The organism is Tenacibaculum sp. (assembly GCF_050290165.1).
In the GTDB taxonomy this organism is placed as follows: Bacteria; Bacteroidota; Bacteroidia; order Flavobacteriales; family Flavobacteriaceae; genus Polaribacter.
The window spans coordinates 98,818-120,847 of sequence record NZ_JBNKHD010000012.1 but is presented as its reverse complement, the minus strand read 5'-3'; the positions used below and the strand labels follow the sequence as shown (position 1 = coordinate 120,847).

The window sequence follows — 22,030 nt, the reverse complement described above, 5'->3', positions numbered from 1 at the left end:
TTGTACAGTACTATCCTAAAAAGTTTGTTAAATCCAAAGTTCAACTACAATACAAACTTTTAGAACTGTACTGAAAAACGTACATTTGTCAGATTTAAAATTTTAGACAAACACCTTTTATGGAAATATTAATAAAAGCATCTCAATTTATTTTAAGCTTGTCGCTCTTAATTGTGTTACACGAATTAGGGCACTTTATTCCAGCAAAATTATTTAAAACTCGCGTAGAAAAATTCTATTTATTCTTTGACTACAAATTCTCATTGTTTAAGAAAAAAATAGGAGAAACTGTATATGGTATTGGTTGGATTCCTTTAGGAGGTTATGTAAAAATTGCAGGTATGATTGATGAAAGCATGGATACCGAACAAATGAAACAACCTGCTCAACCATGGGAGTTCCGTTCAAAACCAGCATGGCAACGTTTAATAATTATGCTTGGTGGAGTTTTTGTAAACTTTGTGTTAGGTATTTTAATTTACATTGGTTTAATGTGGGCATATGGAGAAAAATATCTACCAAATGAAAGTTTAAAGGATGGTGTTTGGGTGCAAGATCAATTAGGAAAAGATTTGGGATTAGAAACTGGTGATAAAATTTTAACAATTGATGGTGAAAAAATTGAAAAATTTGGAGAGCTTCCTTTAGGTTTTATTAATGGACATAATTATACCATAGAAAGAAACGGAGCAGTAACTGAAAAAGTAATTCCTACCGATTTCATCTCAAAATTAGTAGATAGAGGTAAAGATGTTGGTCCTTTTATAAGCCCTAGGCTTCCATTTGTTATTGGACAAGTTCCTGCTGATTCACAAAATGCTAATGCAGGTTTTGAAAAAAATGATATTTTCACTCACATAAATGGACAACCTACTAAATATATTGATCAGGTAGAAACTGCATTAAACCAAAACAAAGGGCAATCAATAAACATCATTGTTAATAGAAAAGGGACTTCCAAAAATTTAATCGCTAAAGTAACGGAAGAAGGAAAGTTAGATTTATACAAAACACAACTACCTTATTCAGATTTAGAAAAATTAGGATACTATAGTTTAGCAGAAAAAAGCTATTCTTTTGGAGAAGCTATTCCTGCAGGTGCTAATAAAGCTTGGACAACCTTAACCAACTATATTAAGCAAATGAAAAAGATTTTTAACCCTAGTACAGGTGCTTATAAAGGTTTAGGTGGATTCATCTCTATTGGAAGTATTTTCCCTTCAGAATTTAGCTGGCAAACATTTTGGAACATTACTGCTTTTTTATCTATCATGTTAGGATTTATGAATTTATTACCAATTCCAGCCTTAGATGGTGGTCACGTAATGTTTACTCTATGGGAAATGATAACAGGTAAAAAACCTGGTGATAAATTCTTAGAATATGCGCAAATTACAGGATTTATCTTATTAATAGCTTTATTATTATTTGCTAACGGAAATGATTTATTTAGGTTATTTAAATAACCTAAACATTTTTCATAACTACATAAAAAAAAGCATCGTACTTAGTACGATGCTTTTTTATTAAACCTTTATTTTCTTCGGTTATTTATTTAAATTTTCAGCAGCACGTCTTTCTAACTCTGCCTGAAATTCTTCCATAACTGGTTTTACGGTACTTTCTGGTATATCTGCTACTTTGATGTACATTAATCCGTCTATTGCATTATTAAACTTCGGATCTACGTTAAATGCTACTAATCGTGCATTCTGTTTTACGTATTTCTTAATCAGTACTGGAATACGTAATTCTCCTGGTTCTAATTCATCGATAATCTTATCAAACTTTTGCATATCTGCTTCAGTAGCATCAAAAACAAAATCTTTATCGGCATCTTTTAACTTTACCTTAAATTCTTTCTTAGGATGAATATACTGTGCCACATATGGATCATAGTAATGCGACTTCATAAACTCAATCATCAATGATTTTGAGAATTCTGAAAACTGATTACTTATACTTACTCCCCCCATTAAATATTTATGCTCAGGGTAACGTAACGTAACATGTACAATTCCTTTCCATAGTAAGAAAAGAGGCATTGGTTTTTGTTGATATTCTTTAATAATAAAAGCGCGTCCCATTTCGATGGTTTTCTCCATCATAGGATATAATTCTGGTTCTATTCTAAACAAGGTTTGAATATAAAAACCATTTATTCCGTGTTTTTTAAAAATATCTTTTCCTAAGCCCATTCTATAAGCTCCAACCAACTTCTTTTGGTCATTATCCCACAAAAATAAATGGTGATAATATTTATCAAACCTATCTAAATCAATTGGTTTATTGGTTCCTTCTCCAACCTCTCTAAAGGTAATTTCACGTAAACGTCCAACCTCATGTAGAATATTTGGAATTTCCTTTGCGGTAGCAAAAAACACTTCATAATTCTTACTTTCCAACAATCTACTTCCCTTTTCTCTCAAAGCATTTACCTCCTTTACAAATAAATCTGGAGATTTTTGTGAGGTAATGTTTTTGACTTTTTTCGGAATTTTAAGGTTTTGTGTTGACAATATTTTTTGAGCAGCTTTCTCATACGGATTTGCCAACATATATGTTTTTCTTCGTAAAAACTGATAAAACTCTGGAATTTCAGCATAAGCATCTTGGTCTTTTACTGAAATTGGTTTACCAATTCTCACCTTAATAACTCTATGTTTTTGAGATAATAATTCAGATGGAAGTTTTGCTGTTCTAAGCGTATCACTAATTTTAGATAACGTATAAAATAGCTGACTATTTTTTGCATGGAAATAAATAGGAATTACTGGTACCTTCGCTTTTTTAATCAAGCGTACAGCTCCTTGCTCCCATTCTTTATCTACCACTAATTTACCATCTCTATAGGTTGAAACTTCTCCTGCAGGAAAAAGCCCTAAAGGATTTCCTTCTCGTAAATGCGATAATGCACTTTTAATACCTACAACACTCGATTTTGCGTCCTTATGATTTTCAAAAGGATTTACAGGCATTACATAGGGCTTTAAAGGCTCTATTCTATGTAATAAGAAATTAGCGATTATTTTATAATCGGTTCTGTGCTCTAATAAGAGTTTTAATAATAAAATACCATCTATTCCTCCTAATGGATGATTAGAAATAGTAATAAACGGACCTTCTTTAGGAATACGTTTTAAATCTTCTTCAGGAATTTCAAACTCAATCTGAAACTCATCAAGCAAACCATTTAAAAAAGGTAAATCCTTTTTATGCTTGTGCTTATTATAAATTTCATTGGCAGTAGAAATTCTCAAAACTTTCATCAGCAACCAACCTGAAAACGTTCCGAAAACTCCAAACTTATCAGCCCCTATTGCTTTTGCAACTTCTTTAGGTGTTACTAATCCCATACACAGTTATCAATTGACATAACTGCAAATATAATTCATTTTTTGCTAGCTTTTCGTGTTTTCTTGAATCACTAATTGTGCTGTTTCAGTATTAATTTGACGAATGATTGATTTACCTCGTTTTCTGATAGTTTCTATGGCTTCATCATTAAAATGACGGATAGTAAATAACGTAGCATTCTTGTATGCTCTAATCTTATATGCTCCTTTTAAATCGTTGTAAAAGTCTTCAAAATTATTATACTTATCTTCTACACAAACCGAAAAACTAATGGCTGAGTTTTGTATTAAATTTACTTTAAGTTTATAATCGTGTAGCTTTTTAAATACATCACTAATATTATCTTCAACCATAAAAGAAAAATCTTTAGCCGAAATAGCTACTAAAATCTGGTTTTTCTTTACAATGAAACATGGAACTTCAGGTGTTATTTTCTTTCCTCTCCCAACACATGTTCCAGACTTCGTTACATCTTCAAATGAACGTACATATAATGGAATATTCTTTTGCTCTAATGGCTGAATTGTTTTTGGGTGAATTACAGAGGCTCCATAAAATGCCATTTCTATAGCTTCGGTATACGAAATCTCTTGCAGTAAAGCTGTTTCAGAAAATACTCTAGGGTCAGCATTTAGTACTCCCTGTACATCTTTCCATATCGTAACACTATCAGCATTTAAACAATACGCAAAAATCCCTGCTGTATAGTCGGATCCTTCTCTTCCTAGAGTAGTGGTTTCTTCTCCAAAACCTCCTAAAAATCCTTGAGTAATATTTAATTGAGAAACATCTACTTTTTCTTGAATTTGTCGTTCTGTTTGCTCCCAATTAATCTTTGCATCGCGATAATTACCATCGGTTTTAATGAATTCTCTTACATCTAACCATTGATTTTTCACTCCTATTTCAGACAAATAAGCGCTTACAATGGTAGTGGATAATAACTCGCCAAAACCTACCATTTGATCGTATACATAATTGTAATCTTTGGATGTATTTCGAGCCATGAATCCACTCAACTCACCAAATAAATGATTCACCTTATTATATACCTCATGTTTTGGAGAAAACAGGTCGTCTATCATCTGTTGATGGAAGTTCTCTACAAAACGTAAAGCCTCATTAAAATCTTCTTTTTTATAAAAATAACCATCCACAACACGTTCAAAAGCATTGGTCATTTTTCCCATGGCAGAAATTACTACTAGTGTATTTTCTGTTCCTTCATGCTGCAATACCTGTGCAACATTTTTTACTCCACTTGCATCTTTTACTGATGCTCCTCCAAACTTAAATATTCTCATTACAAAATTGTTGTAAGTTTTGTTCGTTCATATGGCATACTCTCCACCCGTCGTATACAGTTGCTCCTGTACTTTTATAAAAATCAATAGCTCCTGTATTCCAATCTAACACCTCCCAAGCTACTCTTTTACACCCATTTTCATAGGCGTAGTTAAGTACCGATGTATACAATGCTTTTCCTGCTCCAATTCCTCTTTTAGATTGTGTTACCATCAAATCTTCTAGGTGAATTGCCTTTCCTTTCCATGTAGAATAGCGTTCATAAAACAATGCCATCCCTATAATCTTATTATCCTCTTCTGCTACAAAGGTTTTAAACTTTGGTGTATCTAAAAAACCATCTTTAATGATGTCTTCAACCGTAACCTCAACCGCATTTGGTTCCTTTTCAAAAACAGCTAACTCAACAATTAAATCTAAAATAGCTTGTGCGTCTTTTTGTTCTCCTGCTCTAATAATAAAACTCATTTCTTAATTTTTGGGTAAAGATACTTCTCTTAAAATATTCTGTTAAAACAAATAAAAAATTAAAACATATCATTTTTTTTTGTTGAAAATTTTAAAATACTAAATAATTGTAAGAACGTAAAAAAGTTGGCATCTTTGTACGCGCAACACAAACATTTAACATGGACAATAAGCACATGACTCTTGGTGAGTTTATCATCAGTAAACAAAAGGATTTTAAATATTCTTCTGGTGAATTATCTCGTTTAATAAACTCTATTCGTTTAGCTGCTAAAGTAGTTAATCACGAAATTAGAAAAGCTGGATTGGTTGATATTACTGGAGCTGCTGGTGATATTAACGTACAGGGTGAAGCACAGCAAAAACTTGATGTTTTAGCTAACGATTTATTTAAGCAAACATTGATTAATCGTGAAATTGTTTGTGGTATTGCTAGTGAAGAGGAAGATGACTTTGTAATTGTTGAAGGTCAAAACAAAGCTAACGAGAACAAATATGTGTTGTTAATGGATCCTTTAGATGGGTCATCAAACATTGATGTAAACGTATCTGTTGGAACCATTTTTTCTATTTACCGAAGAATTTCTCCTGTTGGAACACCTGTTACCAAAGAAGATTTCTTACAAAAAGGTAGCGAGCAAGTAGCTGCAGGATATGTTGCTTATGGTACCTCAACCATGTTAGTTTTTACAACTGGCAATGGAGTAAATGGATTTACCTTAAACCCTGCAATCGGTACTTTTTACTTATCGCACCCAAACATGCAGTTTCCAGAAATAGGCAAAATCTATTCAGTAAGTGAGGGATATTTTACCCATTTCCAAGAAGGAATGAAACGTTTCTTGGTGTATTGTAAAGAATTAAACGAAGCTGATAATCGTCCGTATACAGCACGTTACATCGGCTCATTGGTTTCAGATTTTCATAGAAACATGATTAAAGGTGGGGTATATATTTATCCTGCTACAGCCATCACTCCAAAAGGAAAGTTACGTTTATTGTACGAATGTAATCCTATGGCTTTTATTTGTGAACAAGCAGGAGGAAAAGCTTCTGATGGTTTTACACGCATCATGGACATTAAACCAACTGAACTACATCAACGTGTACCTTTTTATTGCGGAAGTAAACAATTGGTTGAAAAAGCAGAAGAATTTATGAGTGAATTTTCTGCTGATGATAAACCAACGTACTAAAGAATAGTTATTATTTATACTCAAATAAATTATCCATAAGGCAAACAGTTGTTTGCCTTATTTTTTTGGGTTAAATTTACATTCGGAAAAACGAAAAAATTAATCTATTAAAAAACAAATAATTATGGCTTTTAACTTACCAGAATTAGGATACGCTTACGACGCTTTAGAACCACATATAGATGCTAGAACTATGGAGATTCACCATACTAAGCACCACCAAGGATATACAAACAACTTAAATAATGCTATCGCAGGTACAGATTTAGAAGGAAAATCTATTGAAGATATTTTAACTAACTTAGATATGAATAACGCTGCTGTACGTAATAACGGAGGTGGTTTTTATAACCACTCTTTATTTTGGACAGTAATGAATCCAGAAGATAGAGGGTATTTAACTGGTGAGTTAAGAGATGCTATCGAAGCTGAATTCGGATCGAAAGAAGCGTTTATTGATGCTTTTTCTAAAGCAGCTGCTACTCAATTTGGTTCAGGATGGGCTTGGTTATGTGTTCACAAAGGAGGGAAAATAGAAATTTGTTCTACTCCTAACCAAGACAACCCATTAATGCCAGGAGTAACTTGTAGCGGAACTCCTATTTTAGGATTAGATGTTTGGGAACACGCTTATTACCTAAACTACCAAAACCGTCGTCCTGATTATATTGAGGCTTTCTTTAAAGTAATTAACTGGAACGAAGTAGAAAGAAGATATGCAGCAGCTAAATAATTTTAGCTTTTGTAATAAATAAAAAAGACCTGCAAAATGCAGGTCTTTTTTTATACAGCTTTCTGTAATCGAAAACTTTTTGTTCTTTCTTCAAAACTTGTTTGTTCTACTGGTAGAACAGCATTTTCAAATAATTCTAGTAAATCTTCTGAGTGTTTTGCTGAAGTTAATTTTATCAAATCAAAATACACAAAAGAACTCCAAAGTATCGCTTTCAATTCTGTCTTATTTTCATTCCACATTCTAATTTCTACCAATAAGTTTTTAGCTCCATAATGAATTAACTGCGAATCTATCGTTACCGTTTCCATTAAGGTTGCTGGCTTTAAATACGCTATTTGATGCGAACCTACTACCCAACTCTTTCCTCTTTCTTTTCCATGTTCGTAAATATCTAAATTGTAATTAGCAATCAACTGATCTTCTCTAGCATTGATAAGATAATTGAAATAGGAAGCATTATTTAAGTGATTAAAAGGATCACAATCTTGAAATCTAATTTTTATTTTGCTTTCTAAAATTTTTGGGATATCCATACTGTAAAATTTAAAATATACCAATCGGTATATTAATGGTTAAAAAAATATTATTTCTGTAATTCTTGTTTTATTATTTGCTGTAATACTGTAGATACATCTTTTAAGTAACTTTCATCATTCATAATATGTGTCATATACACTGCTCCTTCAATCATATAAAAAAAGCGTTTCGCGTATAGCATACTATCTATTGAATTTTTAATTTCATCAGTTTCTTTTGCTTTTTCAATAAGCATAGAAAACTTCTCTAAAATCCTGTGATTATACGATTGAACCAATTGAGCAATTACCTTATTTTGATTGTTAGCGTCTACGCCGATATTTAAAATAGGGCAACCTCCAAATTGCTTATTGTACTCATAATAACCTTCGTAAAAAAGAGCCACGTTAAGTAACATTTTTAAAGGTGTCTCACCCTTATTAACAGTTTCATTAAGGTCTTTTAGTACTTTCCTTACTGAAAACTTAAACGATTCTATAGCTAACTCTTCTTTATTCTCAAAATGACCGTAAATAGCTCCTTTTGTTAAACCAGTAGCTGCTGTTATTTTTGACAAACTCATAGCAGAAAAACCGCTTCTATTAAAAATAGGAGCAACCGTTTCAATAATAAACGCTTTTGTTCTTTCTGACTTAGACATCTATCTCATTAAAATATCAACAAATATACAAAATATACTGATTGGTATATTTTGTATTAATAAAAAATCCGAAATATAGTAACTTCGGATTTTTCATTTATCTATTCAATGCTTGCTCTAAATCGGCTAATAAATCATCGATATCTTCTACCCCAACACTTAATCGAATTAAAGAATCTGTAATTCCGATTTTTAAACGTTCTTCTTCAGGAATGGATGCGTGCGTCATCGTCACTGGGTGACTTACCAAACTTTCTACACCACCTAACGATTCAGCCAAGGTGAAAATTTTAGTATTTTCTAAGAAAGTCAAAGCTGCTTGTTTACTCTGGTCTTTTAAACGAAAAGAAACCATTCCCCCAAAATCATCCATCTGCTTTTTCGCTACTTCGTAGTTGGGGTGGCTTTTCAGCCCTGGATAAAACACTTCCTCAACTTTTGGATGTGCCTCTAAATATTCAGCAATGGCTTTTCCATTTTCGCAATGACGTTGCATACGTAAGTGTAAGGTTTTTATTCCACGTAATGCCAAAAACGAATCCATGGGTCCAGCAATTGCACCCACAGCAAACTGAATAAAGTGTAATTCTTCTGCCAGTTGAGCATCTTTAACCATTAAAGCTCCCATCACCAAATCGGAATGTCCTCCTAAATATTTGGTAGCTGAATGCATTACAATATCAACTCCTAAATCTAACGGACGTTGTAAGTAGGGAGTTGCAAACGTATTATCTACAGCAACTAGAATATCAGTATTTTTTGCTTTTACTGCTTTGGTGATTTCCTCAATATCTGCAATTTTCATTAGCGGATTTGTTGGGGTTTCTAGCCAAATCAGCTTTGTCTTATCAGAAATCGCCTTGGTAACATTGGCAACCTCATTCATATCAACAAACTGAAATTGCAATCCGTATTTCTGAAACAATCTGGTAAACATACGGTAGGTTCCACCATAAATATCATCACCTGCAACTACCTCATCACCCGGATTTAAAGTTCGTAAGACACAATCTATCGCTGCTAAACCAGAGGAAAAAGCAAATCCATGTGTTCCATTTTCAAGAGATGCAAAAGCTTTTTCTAAAGCTGTACGTGTAGGATTGGCTGCTCGTGAATACTCATACCCTTTATTTACCCCTGGACTTGATTGCGCATAGGTTGAGGTTTGAAATATGGGAGGCATTACCGAACCTGTTGCTTCTTCATGCTGTTGCCCCCCATGTATGGTTTTCGTATTGAATTTCATCTATTGACATTTATTGTTTTTCATCTGAATGAATGTCGAATTCACGAGTTTTTACACCAATTTGGTCAAATTCATGATAATACCCAAATGCATTCCTTCGTGTAAATTATTAAAAGTAATAGCACTTTCAAAAGAATCTATCACAAAACCTGTACTCGTTTCGTACTCTTGATATTCTTTAAAAATACCCTCTTCAAAATCTTCTTGTAAAGTATCTGGTAACCCTATTAGCAATTCTTTTACTTCTTCAAATTCTTCTTCAGTAAAATCTTTCGTTGGAAAAGTCCCTTTTCTGTAACCTTCAATTAACTCATCAGGTGCTAAACAATCCAATCCTGATAGTTTATAGTGTAGTAGTTGCTGCGTAACCACTAGGTGCGCCACATTCCACGCAATATTATTGTTGAATCCTTCTGGAATGATATGTAATTGTTCGTGCGATAAGTTTTCTATTCTTTTTAAAACTAACTCTCTCGATTTTTTTAAAGCTTCAAATTGTTTGTTCATTTTTCTAGTTATTTTAGCTATTTCAAAGATACCTATTTAACCATGAAAACCTATAATGCATATTTGTTATTTAATGGTTAAAACTAATCGCTATAACCAATACAATAAAAGCTTACATACATGAAGAAAGTTTATTTTTTACAAACTTGTGATACTTGCCGTAGAATTTTAAAAGAAGTGAATCTTGATGGGTTTGAAAAGCAAGAAATAAAAACCCAACCAATTACGGTTGCTCAATTAGAAGAAATGCGTGCAATGACCGACAGCTACGAAAGTTTATTTAACAAGAGAGCCAAACTGTATAAAGAAATGGATTTAAAAAATCAAGATGTTACTGAAGCAGACTATCGCCAGTATATTTTAGATGAATACACTTTTTTAAAACGCCCAGTTTTTATTGTTGACGATCAAATTTTTATTGGAAACAGTAAAAAAGTAGTAGATAGTTTAAAAGCATTGCTTAGTTAATAAAAAAACTCCGACATTATCAGTCGGAGTTTTCTATAATACTAATTTATATGCCTCCCTTCGGCTACGCTCAAGGAACTCAGAAATCTTTTTAATTTGAAGCTATGCTTTTGTTTTTGGTAGATGCTTCTACCATAGCTGATAATTCGTCCATGGTAAGGTTGGTTTTAATTCCTAATAATACCATTTCGTCACTTTTATCATGAACGTTTACAATAATTTCTTTGATACGATCTTTTGTTTCTCTGAAATACACTGTTACCTTTTCGTTTCCATCTTTTACTCGTACCAAGGTTTTTAACCCATTTTTTCGAGCAAACTTTTGAAAGTCTTTTTGAACTGAAGGTGTCTCATTATTAAATACCATAATTTTATAATTACGTGCTTTCTTTAAAAACACTCCAAACTCATCGGTGTCTTCATCAGAAATAAACATGTTAGCAAAAAAACTAGGGATGTTTAACGATACCTCTGCCTTGTCTTTATTAGATTGATAGAACTCTTTAAAGTTTTGTTTTTGGGCAAATGCTGTGCTTAATACAAAAAGGGAGAAAATAATGGTTGCAATTCGTTTCATAATAGTAGTGTTTTAATTGAAGACGATTGCTGTATGCATTTGTTACAAATAAAAACTATTGTCATTGCGAACGCAGTGAAGCAATCTATTCTCTATTAACAGATAGCCACGTCGTTATCTCTCCTCGCTATGACGTTTGTTATTACTGTCAAATACTTTAATGGTAAAGCTGTTAATTGCTCACTTATATTTGTTACAAATAAAAAAGCCTTAACTTATTCAGTTAAGACTTTTAGTTGGCCCACAAGGACTCGAACCTTGAATATCGGTACCAAAAACCGGTGTGTTACCATTACACCATGGGCCAGTGTGTGCACTGCAAATATAAAAACAAAGTTTTATATTTTTTACCACGAAGCATATTTTTTTATAAAAACACACCTTATACTATCTTACTATTTATCAAGCACTAAACACTACCATAACTTTATATTGGTAGATTTTATATGATAATTTTATTCTTAAAGTATCTTTTTTTAGCTCTTAAAATACAAAAACTACCTCACCATCAAATGCAAGGTAGCTTCTTTTTTAACTTATCGTTTTGCCATTATAAATGGCTAATAATATGCTAGTTTCTTTTTAAACCCTTTTAAATCTTGCCATTACGTTATCGCTAAATGTCAAGGTGCGGAGATAGCATCTTCAATAATAATCAATGGAGAAATATCGCTAATAATCTCCACACAATCATTAGATGTAAATATTGCAAAATGTTCTATCATTTCCGATCCACCATCTACAAAAAAGTCATTTGACAAAAACTCTATATCCTTTAAAAAAGAAGAGTTTTCTACTTTACAAAAAGTAATATTACGCACTTCTTTAGACAAATTATTCCAATATTCTAACAAGTAAGACTCATCCAAAACTCTATAAGCAACAATCTTTTTAAAGATAATTTTTATATTTTGATATTCAGATTTTATAAATATCTCTAAATATTTATTGTATAAAACCTTATCAAGATAAACATCGCTACCTTTATCATAACTCTGCCCTTGACTCTCTATATCCCATAAAACGATTTTATTAATTGCTTGCATCATACCTTATTTTAATCCTCTGACCACTAGACCCTTTAGCTGGGTTTATTTGAATTGTAGGCCTACTAACACTCCCTGAATTAGCTCCAGTACTACCATTTCTAACGGATATAGTCCTACCATCAGGTAATTTCCCTCTCATCCCTATAAATTTTGAGTTATTTATTTCTTTAACTTGCTCCAAACCTTCTATTGATTTAAACTCTCGTACAGCATCATCATAAGAACCTGTCCTAGATAAATAAGCCTCAGGAGCATTAGGTTTTACCCTAATCTGATTCGAAGAATTAATTAAGTCATCTACCTGAGTTGCTTTTTGGGCGACCTCCTCTATTGACGAAATCTTTGGTGCCGCTTTTTCAAAAGGCTGCTCAACCATTCTGATTGCATCGTCAATAAATTCAGCACCTGCAACATTATCAACCTTATTAATTTGTGTAGCTGCTTTCTTAGCCAATTTAGATGTCCTCCAACTGTAATATGCTGCACCTAACTTATCAAATAAATATTCACTTGCAATCAAAGATGGAGCTTCTCTAAACCCTTGTGCAACCCCCATAGACAATTGCAAGTCTGGGCGATTTAAATATACTTCAGGATCAATAATAGTCGGTGCTTTTTTAATTATAGCATTTTCTTGTTTTATATTAAACCCTGGGTTTCTAGCCTTAAATTGTTCTATTTGACGCTGCATTTCCATAGCTTTATAAAACTCCGCACCATTAACAAAACCATTTGCTCTTGCTATTTCTGCATCTGTCTTAGATTGAAAAGCATCAGCATTCATTACAACAGGACCTACAGCTCGTTCGAATATAATTCCACTTTTATCTATTACCCATTGTGACTCTAGACCTTCAATCTCTGTACCAGCAATTACAAAGTTTTCACTAAATGCATACGGAGAATTAAATGGATATTCTTTAAACAACGGATCTACCGCAAAGAACCTACCCAATCTTGGATCATGCATTCTAAACTTATAGTTTATAGAATTTCCTTCACCTTTTACTTCATCGTCTTTTTCTTGCCCTTGGAAGCCATAACGGTAGCTATCTGCTTGTCCGTGCCTATTTGGCATGAGCATACCAAATGGGTAATAGTCGTTATAGGCTATAACCTCTGGTATAAAGATAGTGTTTTCTACCACTGGAGCGGTTGCATTTTCGTCTTTCTTTTCTAATATTAAATTAGATGCTACCGCTGTAAAGCTATTATCAGATGAATACAAGATGAGATGTAACACTTGATAATCGGTTGCTTCAAAAGCAATTGTGTTTTCACCAGTAACTAAGTTTCCTTGATACACAAATGCCGCTGTATTTTCCATATCAGAATCGGTAGACATAGCTATAGATACATTGTTTGCCGTATTTAAGTCTGCAATCGTAAAACGTATACGATAACTTCCTGGTTCGTAATCGTACGATAGCATTGTTGGCTCTCCTCCTTCTGGTGCTATTTGTAAAGCATCAGAATCGTATTCTGCTCCTTCCCAGCTTAAGGTTCCAAGATTACTTTCAACCGTTGTATAAACCTCATTTGGCGTTGCCTGTTCTTGTTTTGCAACTTTACGATCGCTTATTACACTTAGCACATTACCCAAGTGGTTGCTTAGCTCGTAGCGTTTTTTACCTATGGTTCTTTCAAAATCGTCACCTTGCACAAATTCAGTTGCTGTTAATTCTTCATTTACATTAACTAAACCTAACCTGCTGCTACCATAAATTTGGTACTCTTTTACTGCAAGTTTATTATTGGTTCCGCTTTTGTTATTTTCATAAACAGCTAATACGTTTCCTTGTGCATCACGAACATAAAAAGTTTTTACTTCACCATTGGTGTCTGTTACTGTTTTGCTTAACCTATTACCCAACCCATCATAGGCAAAACTAATAGTTTTTGCATTTTTAACAATTTTAGCAACTTTACCAGAAACCGTCCATTCTATTTCATCTATTCCTTCAGTTTGGTCTTTTACTAGTTGCCCTATTTCGTCGTATACATAATTATGGGTACTTTTATTATTAGCATCGTATATAATACCTGCACTAGCCAACTGCGTTATTTGGTCATCTATATCAGATTGGAATCTGCTAGATGGCTCTGCATCTTCAACAACAGCTAATTGATTGTTACCATTTGGATAATGATAGGTAAAGTTATCCATTGGCATAACAGTGTTGTCTTTTAACGCTTCTCTTTTTAATTGCGTTAAGTTTCCGTTTTTATCGTACTCGTAACTCGTATGAACGTTTTGAACATTACTGCTCGAAATAATATTCGAGTTCATGCTACTTATACGATTTAATTGGTCGTATTGGTAATGGTTGTAAGCTGTTGGCAATGCAATATTGTCTAAATTTTGCATATTGGTAACCATAGCCTTTATATTACCATTGTACAAATTAGCATTGTTATGAGAAAGCTGCGTGTTTGTAGTTACTGTAAAATAATTTTCAGCAGTAGCTTTACGTGGTTGGTAATCGCCATCGAAATACGATAATGAATAGCCAAACGCATCTTTTGCAACCTTGTCTCCATCTTTACCAAAATCGTTAGCAGAGTTTAGATTTTCACCATTAACCCCTTTTAACCAACCTTGTAAGGTATATACATAATCTAACCCTTGTACATCTTTCTCTCCTATAATAGTTCTAGCCAATGGTCCGTGCTCATAGTAATTATAGCTAGCATCGGTATCCCAAATAACACCGTTTTGAGAGGTATATACTTTTACTATTCGGTTATCAGCATCATAATCGTACTTGTGTATAAATTGATCTTTCTTGTCTTTTTGGTAAATAACCTTATGTACATTTCCGCTTATTAAGTCATACTCATAGTCTACGACCTTAATATTATTATTAGTACTGGCTAAATCTGAATCATTAATCTTGGTTGCTATCTTTTGTACATTACCGTGTACATCGTACGAATAGAAAATAGCATTGTTATAGTTGGTATTATCGCCTTTGTACTCATCAAAATACGATACACTTGCTACTCTATTTCTTAAGTTTTGTTGCTCAATAGGAGCTAATGTTGGGTCTATATAATCGTAGGTAGTTTTGGTTACTTCTACTTTACTTATTCCTTCATCGAAAAAGTTCATAAAAGTTTCTTCTCCTTGATTGTATTTCACCAATTTTCCTAAATCATCAATATAATAGCTTACAGCTCCTCTACCTCCTGTTGGACGTATTTCTCCAGCTTCTATAATACGACCTAATTCATCATATTCTGTATAACTTAAATACCCTGGGCTATCTTGATGCCCTGATCCTTTTTTCTGCTTCGCATTTTGTGAGGCTATAATACGCCCCAAATTGTCATAAGCAAATTGAGTTATACCACCATCTGGTGTTTCTTGCCATACTAATTGGTTTAACGAGTTATACTTATATTTTGTTTTAAGCGTGTGGTTTTGTGTAGCTCTGTCAACACCTTGTGGAGGCACTGTTTGTGCTAAATTACCTGCTTGGTCGTAATAATATAAAGTATATTGATATTCTTTGTCAGAGTATGCTGCTGTTAACCCTTCTGTAACAGTAGCTAAGGCTTGTGTTGTATAATCTCTTATAAACTGTTCACGTAAGGTTGTTAAATAGTTTAAGTAGTTTTCGTTTGTATACGTATTTATTAAACTTTCAGCTAATTGTGAACATACATCTCTTGGTTCAGGTAATGATAATTCGGCAGGTGCCATTCCTTTTGGTGGACATATATTTGGATTATCATCTCTAAAAATACCATCTACATATTCTTGCCATGTATAATCACCTTCTTCTAAGGTATAGGCTTTGTAACTATCTATTACCGACTTCATGTCTTTATACCCATAGTTTAAATAGGTATTACCAAACTCTGAGATTGTAATAAAGTATGGATTATCTACAGTACGGCTACCTCCTAAAATTCTATTTAAATAGTATAAATAATCTTCCGTTAGGTATGCATAATTCATTGCACAGAAATACTCTTGACCTTCATCAAATTCATTTGTTGGGTCTTCGGCAAATCGTTGGTTTATGAATTCTTCTGGCAAGTAATAGCCTAAAATATTTGTTTCTATTACTTTAATTTTATTACCGTACGGGTCTTCAATTTCTTTTAACTCATTGGCATCCATTCTAAATCCATCAACTCCTAACCCTATTTTGAATGCTCGATATTCATCCGTACAACTTTTTGGTGCTACTGGTTGTGGAATACATGGACATTTTGGTTCGTTGGTTTCATTCTCTGATGGAGTCTCAGTTGTTTCTCCTGAAGCTATATCATAAATATCTGTTTCTTTACTCAAATATTTACATGGATTTCCCACTATTGTTGGATTATTTGGATCATACTGTAGAAATGTTAGTGTTAACGATCTTTCCTTTTCTTCACCTGATTTTAACCTAAATCTAAAGTTAAACTTGACCTTTCTATTTAATTGATCTACATCAACAAGGTTTATATCCAAAATCAAATCTATATCATCCCATTTACCAAACGTAGCCTCGACACGCATAGCATGGGTAATATCATTTTTTGTTGTTCCGTCAGCTGCGAACTCATTAAAATAAAGATTAAATGACTGTGGTGTCCAGTTTACAAATCTTCCTATACTGTACTTGTACTCATTAACTGAACCTATAATATTATATTCTTGAACAAAACTTTTTAAATCACTCCCCATATCAATAACATCATCATAAGTCTGTATATGATCTGCTGTTTCAAACTTAGGTGTGTGAATCACTTCATTAATTGCATTTTTTAAATGAGTTTGGAAATTTGCTAATATCACCCCATCTTTAATACAATTCTCACACACATCTCCAACACCATTGCCATCTACATCAACTTGACCTACATTAGCTATACTAGGACAATTATCGCAAGCATCATCAATACTATCATTATCGGTATCGTTACCTGACGGGGTAAAGCAAACTCGTGATATTAAAATATCACAAAAATCTTTTGTCATCCAATTATCCCATCCTCGTGTTTGGTAATAAATAACCTCTATTTTACTTTGAATAGTATTTCCTAAAGCATTTGTATAAGTTAGTGTAGCAAAGTAACTTTTACCTCCATTGTACTCTTCTCCAAGATATGGTAGAATAGGAATAGATAGTGGTGCTATTTCTAAAAATTCAACATTTTCAATTGACTTTACCTGATTCCAATTATCTCCATTCAAATAAATTCTAAAGTTATCGTGTCTTCTATCATCTTCAAATATGTCATACCCAATATTAAGAAGACCTTTACTATCTATATTTAAGCTGTATGTTTGATTTGAATCCGGTTGGTTAAACCCTATATATTTTGTAAAAAATTGGTAAAAATTATTAGACTGATACTGAATAGAAGTTGTTCCAAAATTAGGAACTGAAATAGCTTCATTTATAATATTCTTTAAATCTGTAGCAAACCCATTAGCTGTAGTAGTATCTACATTACATACAACAGAGTTACTATCGCATGGGGTTATATTATAATCTCCTCCACTACCTAAATCTTGTCCAACACCTACAGGATTGCTAGGTTCTATACCTTGATTTATGGTACACTCTCCTATTTCAACTTGTGTGCTTCCAAATATTACAACCTCTTTTATTTGCTTGCTTCCTTCTCTTACTGATGCCAAAATTTTGAAGAAGTAGGTCGCTATACCATCATTAAGTCGATAATCCTCATAATAAATATCAGAAAAACCATTGATACTCCAACCAGAAGAGGTTAGTGTTTCATAACTTGCCCAGTCTAAACCTGTGCCTTGTAAACTTAATTGACAAGCTTCTTTACCTTGAATAGATAAGGTTAACATAGAACCTTCTGCACTTCCTGCTATTTTTACTGCTTCAGCACTTACCACACCTCCTACAGCTTCAAATAATTTATTTGTTATATACTGACCTTTAAAATCATATTCAAATGACTGCTTACCTAGGTTAATTTTTGTTCCATTACTATCCTCGTCTTTTACTAAACCATTTAAATAATACTCTAAATCTAGTGCCAATGGGCATTTTCCTGTTTGGGTATATTGATGATAAGCATTATTGTTTTGACTTTCATTAAGTTCATCATCAGGAATTTTATCTGAATCGTGTAAATAATCAACAGGTACAAAGCGTTTCTGCTTATTTTCCCATTCATCAGTACTTGCACAATAATTTGTGCTATTGTTTATATACTCGGGCACACTTGGGTAATACGTTACATCTGCTTCCTTCATTACCGTAACAGTCCACCACCAAACGTGCTTTTTTACCTTAAACCTTACCCTCTTTTTAAATACCTTAGTATAGTCTTTCGTTGCTTCTCCTGATTTTTTACCAATACAATCATTATATATATTTCTTTGAGAAGCATAATGATTCATGAACACATGTTGAATTTTTTTCTTCAACGATGTATAAAAAGAACTGTATGTTTGCCATACTAAATTCTGTTGGCTTTCAGGCAAACTTTCAACTAATGATAAGGTGAAAGCTGGTCTTTCATCTTTACTTTTATAATCTTCTTGAACTCCATTGCCTATAACCGCCATATAAGCAGCTTCTAACATTCTAAGTGGATTCAATGGATCTTCCAACCTGTCTTTACCATAGTCAGGTGGTCCACCTACCATATATTCATACATCTTAGTAATTGCATAGTGCATAATGTCTCGTCGTGCTGCTAAATCATCATTCACTCCTGGAATTATAGTATTAAAATAGGGGTCATTATCAAATAATTTTAGCTCCCCATTTAACTCCGTGCTTAATAACCCTGCTTCTTTTGCATTTGCATACGACTCTATTTGTCCAATATATGAATCAAACTCATCAGAGCTTAATGTTTGTTTTTGTACAACTTTTCTACGAGGATCGTATACGTCTATCTCACTAGTTAATTTACATTGTGCTTGTGCATATAGGTAATATTCGTACTCTGGGTGATATGGCAGTAATGATTTGGCCCACGATTCTTGCCAATTATCTACAAAATCAAAAACACTTTTTAAATTTTGTGGGCGCACCCATTTTTTCCCATCTTCTTCAAAATAATCACCATTATATTCTGGTTCATATTTACCATTGAATAGTATTAACTCTATTTTAGACTCTTGTCCATCCGCATCTAAATATTTTCCTCCAAAAGGTTTACGCCAATTATTAGGTTCGGTACCTTCATGTGGCAAGCTGTTATTTTCGTTAAAAATACTTAGTGGATTTACTACAATTAATTCTCCTTCTGCGTTATCGTCTAAATCATCTTCAAAGTCACCATACTGCCCTCTAGGACTCATATCATTTAATAATAAGGTTTCAGAAATATCACATCCGTCAAAAACCATTTGAGTTGTGTCACAAGGTGCTTCACATGTCGCTACCCCTTCTTTAAACTCTTGCTGATATGTGGCTTCTAATCCTTCTACTAGAGGTTGCTTTTCTAAAAAAGCACTCGGTATTTGTAACTTATGGTCTAAACCATAATCAAAACCATCGCTTACCTCAAAGTATAATCTTAAACTTGTTGTTATATAAGTTTCTTGAGCCTCTGTATAGGCTTCTTTGGTATATTTATATGAATACCCTTTATTAAAATCTTCTATTAACCAAAGTTCGTTTTGTTTTACATCAAAAATATCTATAGACTTATCACTCCACCCTAAATCTCCTACTCCATCATACTCAAAAGTAACACTTAACGAAGCATACAGTTTATTAAGTTCGGTTGTAACATATGTATTTTGTTCTTGCTTATATTGGGCTACGGTAAGTTGATTTCCATCTTTGTCATAAATAACCATATCTATCCCATAGTCTAACACACATAATTGACAAACAGTTAAACAACTTTTCACCTCTACCTTAGGTGCAAAATCATTAGGATCTACATAACAATTGTTTTCAGGGTTCGTAAACTGACTAATGTATTTATCTGCATAAAAATTTAATGAGTCTTTATTTACCATCAGTTTTTTAGCAACTCCATAAGTTCCTAAAGGTAATACAACATTGAATTCCTTTTGCTTACTTACCTCTCCTACAATTATATCATTTGCCTCAGATGGTACTACAAATTCATCACCACATTCATTCTTTACCGAAAAATTAAAATCATATGTAAATGGAAAAGTTAATCCTTCATTACACTCAATTGGTGTATAGCTTTTTTCTTGGTTTATATTATATGTAAAGTCAAAACGTGTGTTCTCTTGATATGAAATAACTTGTTTATTACTAATAAAAGTATCATCTGTATTAGATGGTTCAAAACTACTTGTGCTTCTGTTTTGTAAGATACTTTCTGTTATGGTATTATGTGTTAAATCTCCCTCACCTTTTTCTTCTTTTAGGCCAACCATATTAATAGGGCTATCACCTACTAATGCTGTAGCAATTGTTCTACCTTGTGCATCAATGTAACTTACACTGGTTTGCTTATTTGGGTCAATGACTATATTTTTTTTATAGTGCTCTAAATTTCCTACATTTTCACTTCCAAATAAACGAGTTAGTTCTACTTTATTTGGAGTTGTGTAGAAATACCTCATTTCATGCCCAGTACCTAATTGGTGATTTTCTCCCACACCACTTTTTCTATTGATACGACCAGTATTATCTGGTGTGTACTCTACCTGTGAAAAAGGAAAGCCTTTAGCGTCTGGAACAAAATCTTGCCAATTATTTTTTACTGTTGTATTACTAGAATAATATTTACTTGCTCCTGTTGTATTTGACATACTTAAAACAGGATTCTCACATTTAGTTTCACTATCTATATCAAAATCTTTATAGGTGTAGATTTGATTATTTAAATTTTTGTTAAAGTCATTGTAGTAATTAATAGCTTTTTTCTCTGTAGGAACAGGTAAAACTTCTACTGAAGGTCTACCTTGGGCATCGTATATAACTTCACCTACTATTACATTGTCATCTGTATTTATTTTGGTAACCGTTTGACGGTTACGTAAGGTTCCATCAAAATAACTAACTACTTCTTTCTTCTTTCCTTGTTCTGCATATGAAGCCTGATATTGCCAGTTTTTAGTAGCTCCTTCAATATTCTTAATTTCAAAATGTGTCCAATTAGAAACTTTCCAATCATCACCTCCTACAGAACTCCATTTTGTGTATTTTTTTGATTTTTTACTTGCATCTAAAAACCTACCTACTCCTCTAATTCTTGCTACGATAAAACCATTATCATATATATTAGATATTTTATAGTTATCATCACTTGTTTCGATTCTAGTATTACTTTGTGAAAAATCTTTAGTACTAAAAGGTATATCTGAAGACGTTAAAAAACTCACCACTCCTCCTTTACTAGGTTTTCCATAGTTATCTACCCAACTCCATTCAAGCTCATAACTTTCTACATTATTTATCTTGCTCCATGTAAACTCTAACTCATTGGTAGTATTATTTTCTTTTATTTGTAATCCAAAGCTAGGTAATTCAGGAAGTTCAGAAATAACATCATTATCACTCCATACTTTTATATATACATTTCCTGGATTATTGAATGAAATGAGTCCAGATTCATCATATTTTATTTCTAAAACCTTAACCTTAACACCAAATGAAGAGAATGATTTGACAGCAACATCTTTATATAAATCTCTAGTATTTGATTGATTATTCACTACATTCAACTCCAATTGTCTTGTAGTTGTAACAGCTCCGTAAGCATCTAACTCTTCTACATTAAGTTTTACTGTAGTTGTACCCTTAGTATAAGGTGCAGTATCCTTCAAAATACCAAGTTCTACATAACTTTTTTTAGACGCAATTACAGATGTGCTGTTTGCATCCAAAAAAACATTTGTAGAATTATAAACTGCATCAGTAACGACTAAGTCTTGTGCATAAAATTTTACACTCGTAAGTATTAATAAAAATAATAAACAGCGTGACTTATTTAAAAATCGTAAAGTTCTTATCATAGTTCTT

General features: G+C 32.9%; 14 protein-coding genes and 1 tRNA gene. 4 read left to right on the top strand and 11 right to left on the bottom strand.

What is annotated here, in order from left to right:
* Nucleotides 1–119: 119 nt before the first annotated feature.
* Nucleotides 120–1,466, top strand: coding sequence for an RIP metalloprotease RseP (rseP, locus tag ACQY6M_RS09935; RefSeq protein WP_428741560.1), 1,347 nt, complete (start codon nucleotides 120–122; stop codon nucleotides 1,464–1,466).
* 81 nt (nucleotides 1,467–1,547) lie between these two features.
* Here the strand turns inward: rseP and ACQY6M_RS09930 are convergent, their stop codons facing one another.
* Genes ACQY6M_RS09930 through ACQY6M_RS09920 form a run of 3 tightly spaced genes read right to left on the bottom strand, consistent with a single transcriptional unit; the run spans nucleotide 1,548 to nucleotide 5,130 of the window.
* Nucleotides 1,548–3,356: a GNAT family N-acyltransferase gene (locus tag ACQY6M_RS09930; RefSeq protein WP_428741561.1), complete on the bottom strand. Its 1,809-nt coding sequence runs from the start codon at nucleotides 3,354–3,356 to the stop codon at nucleotides 1,548–1,550.
* 45 nt (nucleotides 3,357–3,401) lie between these two features.
* Complete coding sequence (locus ACQY6M_RS09925; RefSeq protein WP_428741562.1) at nucleotides 3,402–4,661, bottom strand: aspartate kinase; 1,260 nt, start codon at nucleotides 4,659–4,661, stop codon at nucleotides 3,402–3,404.
* Nucleotides 4,648–5,130, bottom strand: coding sequence for an N-acetyltransferase family protein (locus ACQY6M_RS09920; RefSeq protein ID WP_428741563.1), 483 nt, complete (start codon nucleotides 5,128–5,130; stop codon nucleotides 4,648–4,650). Before ACQY6M_RS09920 ends, ACQY6M_RS09925 begins: the two co-directional genes overlap by 14 nt.
* A gap of 161 nt (nucleotides 5,131–5,291) precedes the next feature.
* Here ACQY6M_RS09920 and fbp point away from each other — a divergent pair, with 161 nt between their 5' ends.
* Nucleotides 5,292–6,326, top strand: coding sequence for a class 1 fructose-bisphosphatase (gene fbp / locus ACQY6M_RS09915; protein WP_428741564.1), 1,035 nt, complete (start codon nucleotides 5,292–5,294; stop codon nucleotides 6,324–6,326).
* A gap of 124 nt (nucleotides 6,327–6,450) precedes the next feature.
* Nucleotides 6,451–7,059 carry a superoxide dismutase gene (locus ACQY6M_RS09910; protein ID WP_428741565.1) on the top strand — a complete coding sequence of 203 codons (609 nt, stop codon included), beginning with the start codon at nucleotides 6,451–6,453 and terminating at the stop codon, nucleotides 7,057–7,059.
* A 50-nt stretch (nucleotides 7,060–7,109) separates the two neighbouring features.
* On the opposite strand, the gene ACQY6M_RS09905 is transcribed toward ACQY6M_RS09910, so the two are convergent.
* From ACQY6M_RS09905 to ACQY6M_RS09890, 4 genes are all read right to left on the bottom strand, one after another.
* Nucleotides 7,110–7,595, bottom strand: a complete 486-nt coding sequence (locus ACQY6M_RS09905; protein WP_428741566.1) for an acyl-CoA thioesterase — start codon at nucleotides 7,593–7,595, stop codon at nucleotides 7,110–7,112.
* 50 nt (nucleotides 7,596–7,645) lie between these two features.
* Nucleotides 7,646–8,239 carry a TetR/AcrR family transcriptional regulator gene (locus ACQY6M_RS09900; RefSeq protein ID WP_428741567.1) on the bottom strand — a complete coding sequence of 198 codons (594 nt, stop codon included), beginning with the start codon at nucleotides 8,237–8,239 and terminating at the stop codon, nucleotides 7,646–7,648.
* 97 nt (nucleotides 8,240–8,336) lie between these two features.
* Nucleotides 8,337–9,485: a cystathionine gamma-synthase gene (locus tag ACQY6M_RS09895; RefSeq protein ID WP_428741568.1), complete on the bottom strand. Its 1,149-nt coding sequence runs from the start codon at nucleotides 9,483–9,485 to the stop codon at nucleotides 8,337–8,339.
* A gap of 51 nt (nucleotides 9,486–9,536) precedes the next feature.
* Nucleotides 9,537–9,992, bottom strand: a complete 456-nt coding sequence (locus ACQY6M_RS09890; protein WP_428741569.1) for a DinB family protein — start codon at nucleotides 9,990–9,992, stop codon at nucleotides 9,537–9,539.
* Between the two features lie 120 nt (nucleotides 9,993–10,112).
* Between ACQY6M_RS09890 and ACQY6M_RS09885 the strand changes: the two genes are divergently transcribed.
* Nucleotides 10,113–10,460 carry an arsenate reductase family protein gene (locus ACQY6M_RS09885; RefSeq protein WP_428741570.1) on the top strand — a complete coding sequence of 116 codons (348 nt, stop codon included), beginning with the start codon at nucleotides 10,113–10,115 and terminating at the stop codon, nucleotides 10,458–10,460.
* Nucleotides 10,461–10,551: 91 nt separating this feature from the next.
* On the opposite strand, the gene ACQY6M_RS09880 is transcribed toward ACQY6M_RS09885, so the two are convergent.
* The 4 genes from ACQY6M_RS09880 to ACQY6M_RS09865 all read right to left on the bottom strand — a co-directional run bounded on the left by ACQY6M_RS09880 (nucleotide 10,552) and on the right by ACQY6M_RS09865 (nucleotide 22,023).
* Nucleotides 10,552–11,037 carry a DUF4252 domain-containing protein gene (locus ACQY6M_RS09880; protein WP_428741571.1) on the bottom strand — a complete coding sequence of 162 codons (486 nt, stop codon included), beginning with the start codon at nucleotides 11,035–11,037 and terminating at the stop codon, nucleotides 10,552–10,554.
* 236 nt (nucleotides 11,038–11,273) lie between these two features.
* Nucleotides 11,274–11,344 (bottom strand) — tRNA-Gln (locus tag ACQY6M_RS09875).
* 316 nt (nucleotides 11,345–11,660) lie between these two features.
* Entirely contained in the window at nucleotides 11,661–12,086 is a 426-nt protein-coding gene (locus ACQY6M_RS09870; protein ID WP_428741572.1) for a hypothetical protein, read from the bottom strand.
* Complete coding sequence (locus ACQY6M_RS09865) at nucleotides 12,070–22,023, bottom strand: DUF6443 domain-containing protein (protein ID WP_428741573.1); 9,954 nt, start codon at nucleotides 22,021–22,023, stop codon at nucleotides 12,070–12,072. Before ACQY6M_RS09865 ends, ACQY6M_RS09870 begins: the two co-directional genes overlap by 17 nt.
* Nucleotides 22,024–22,030 lie beyond the last annotated feature (7 nt).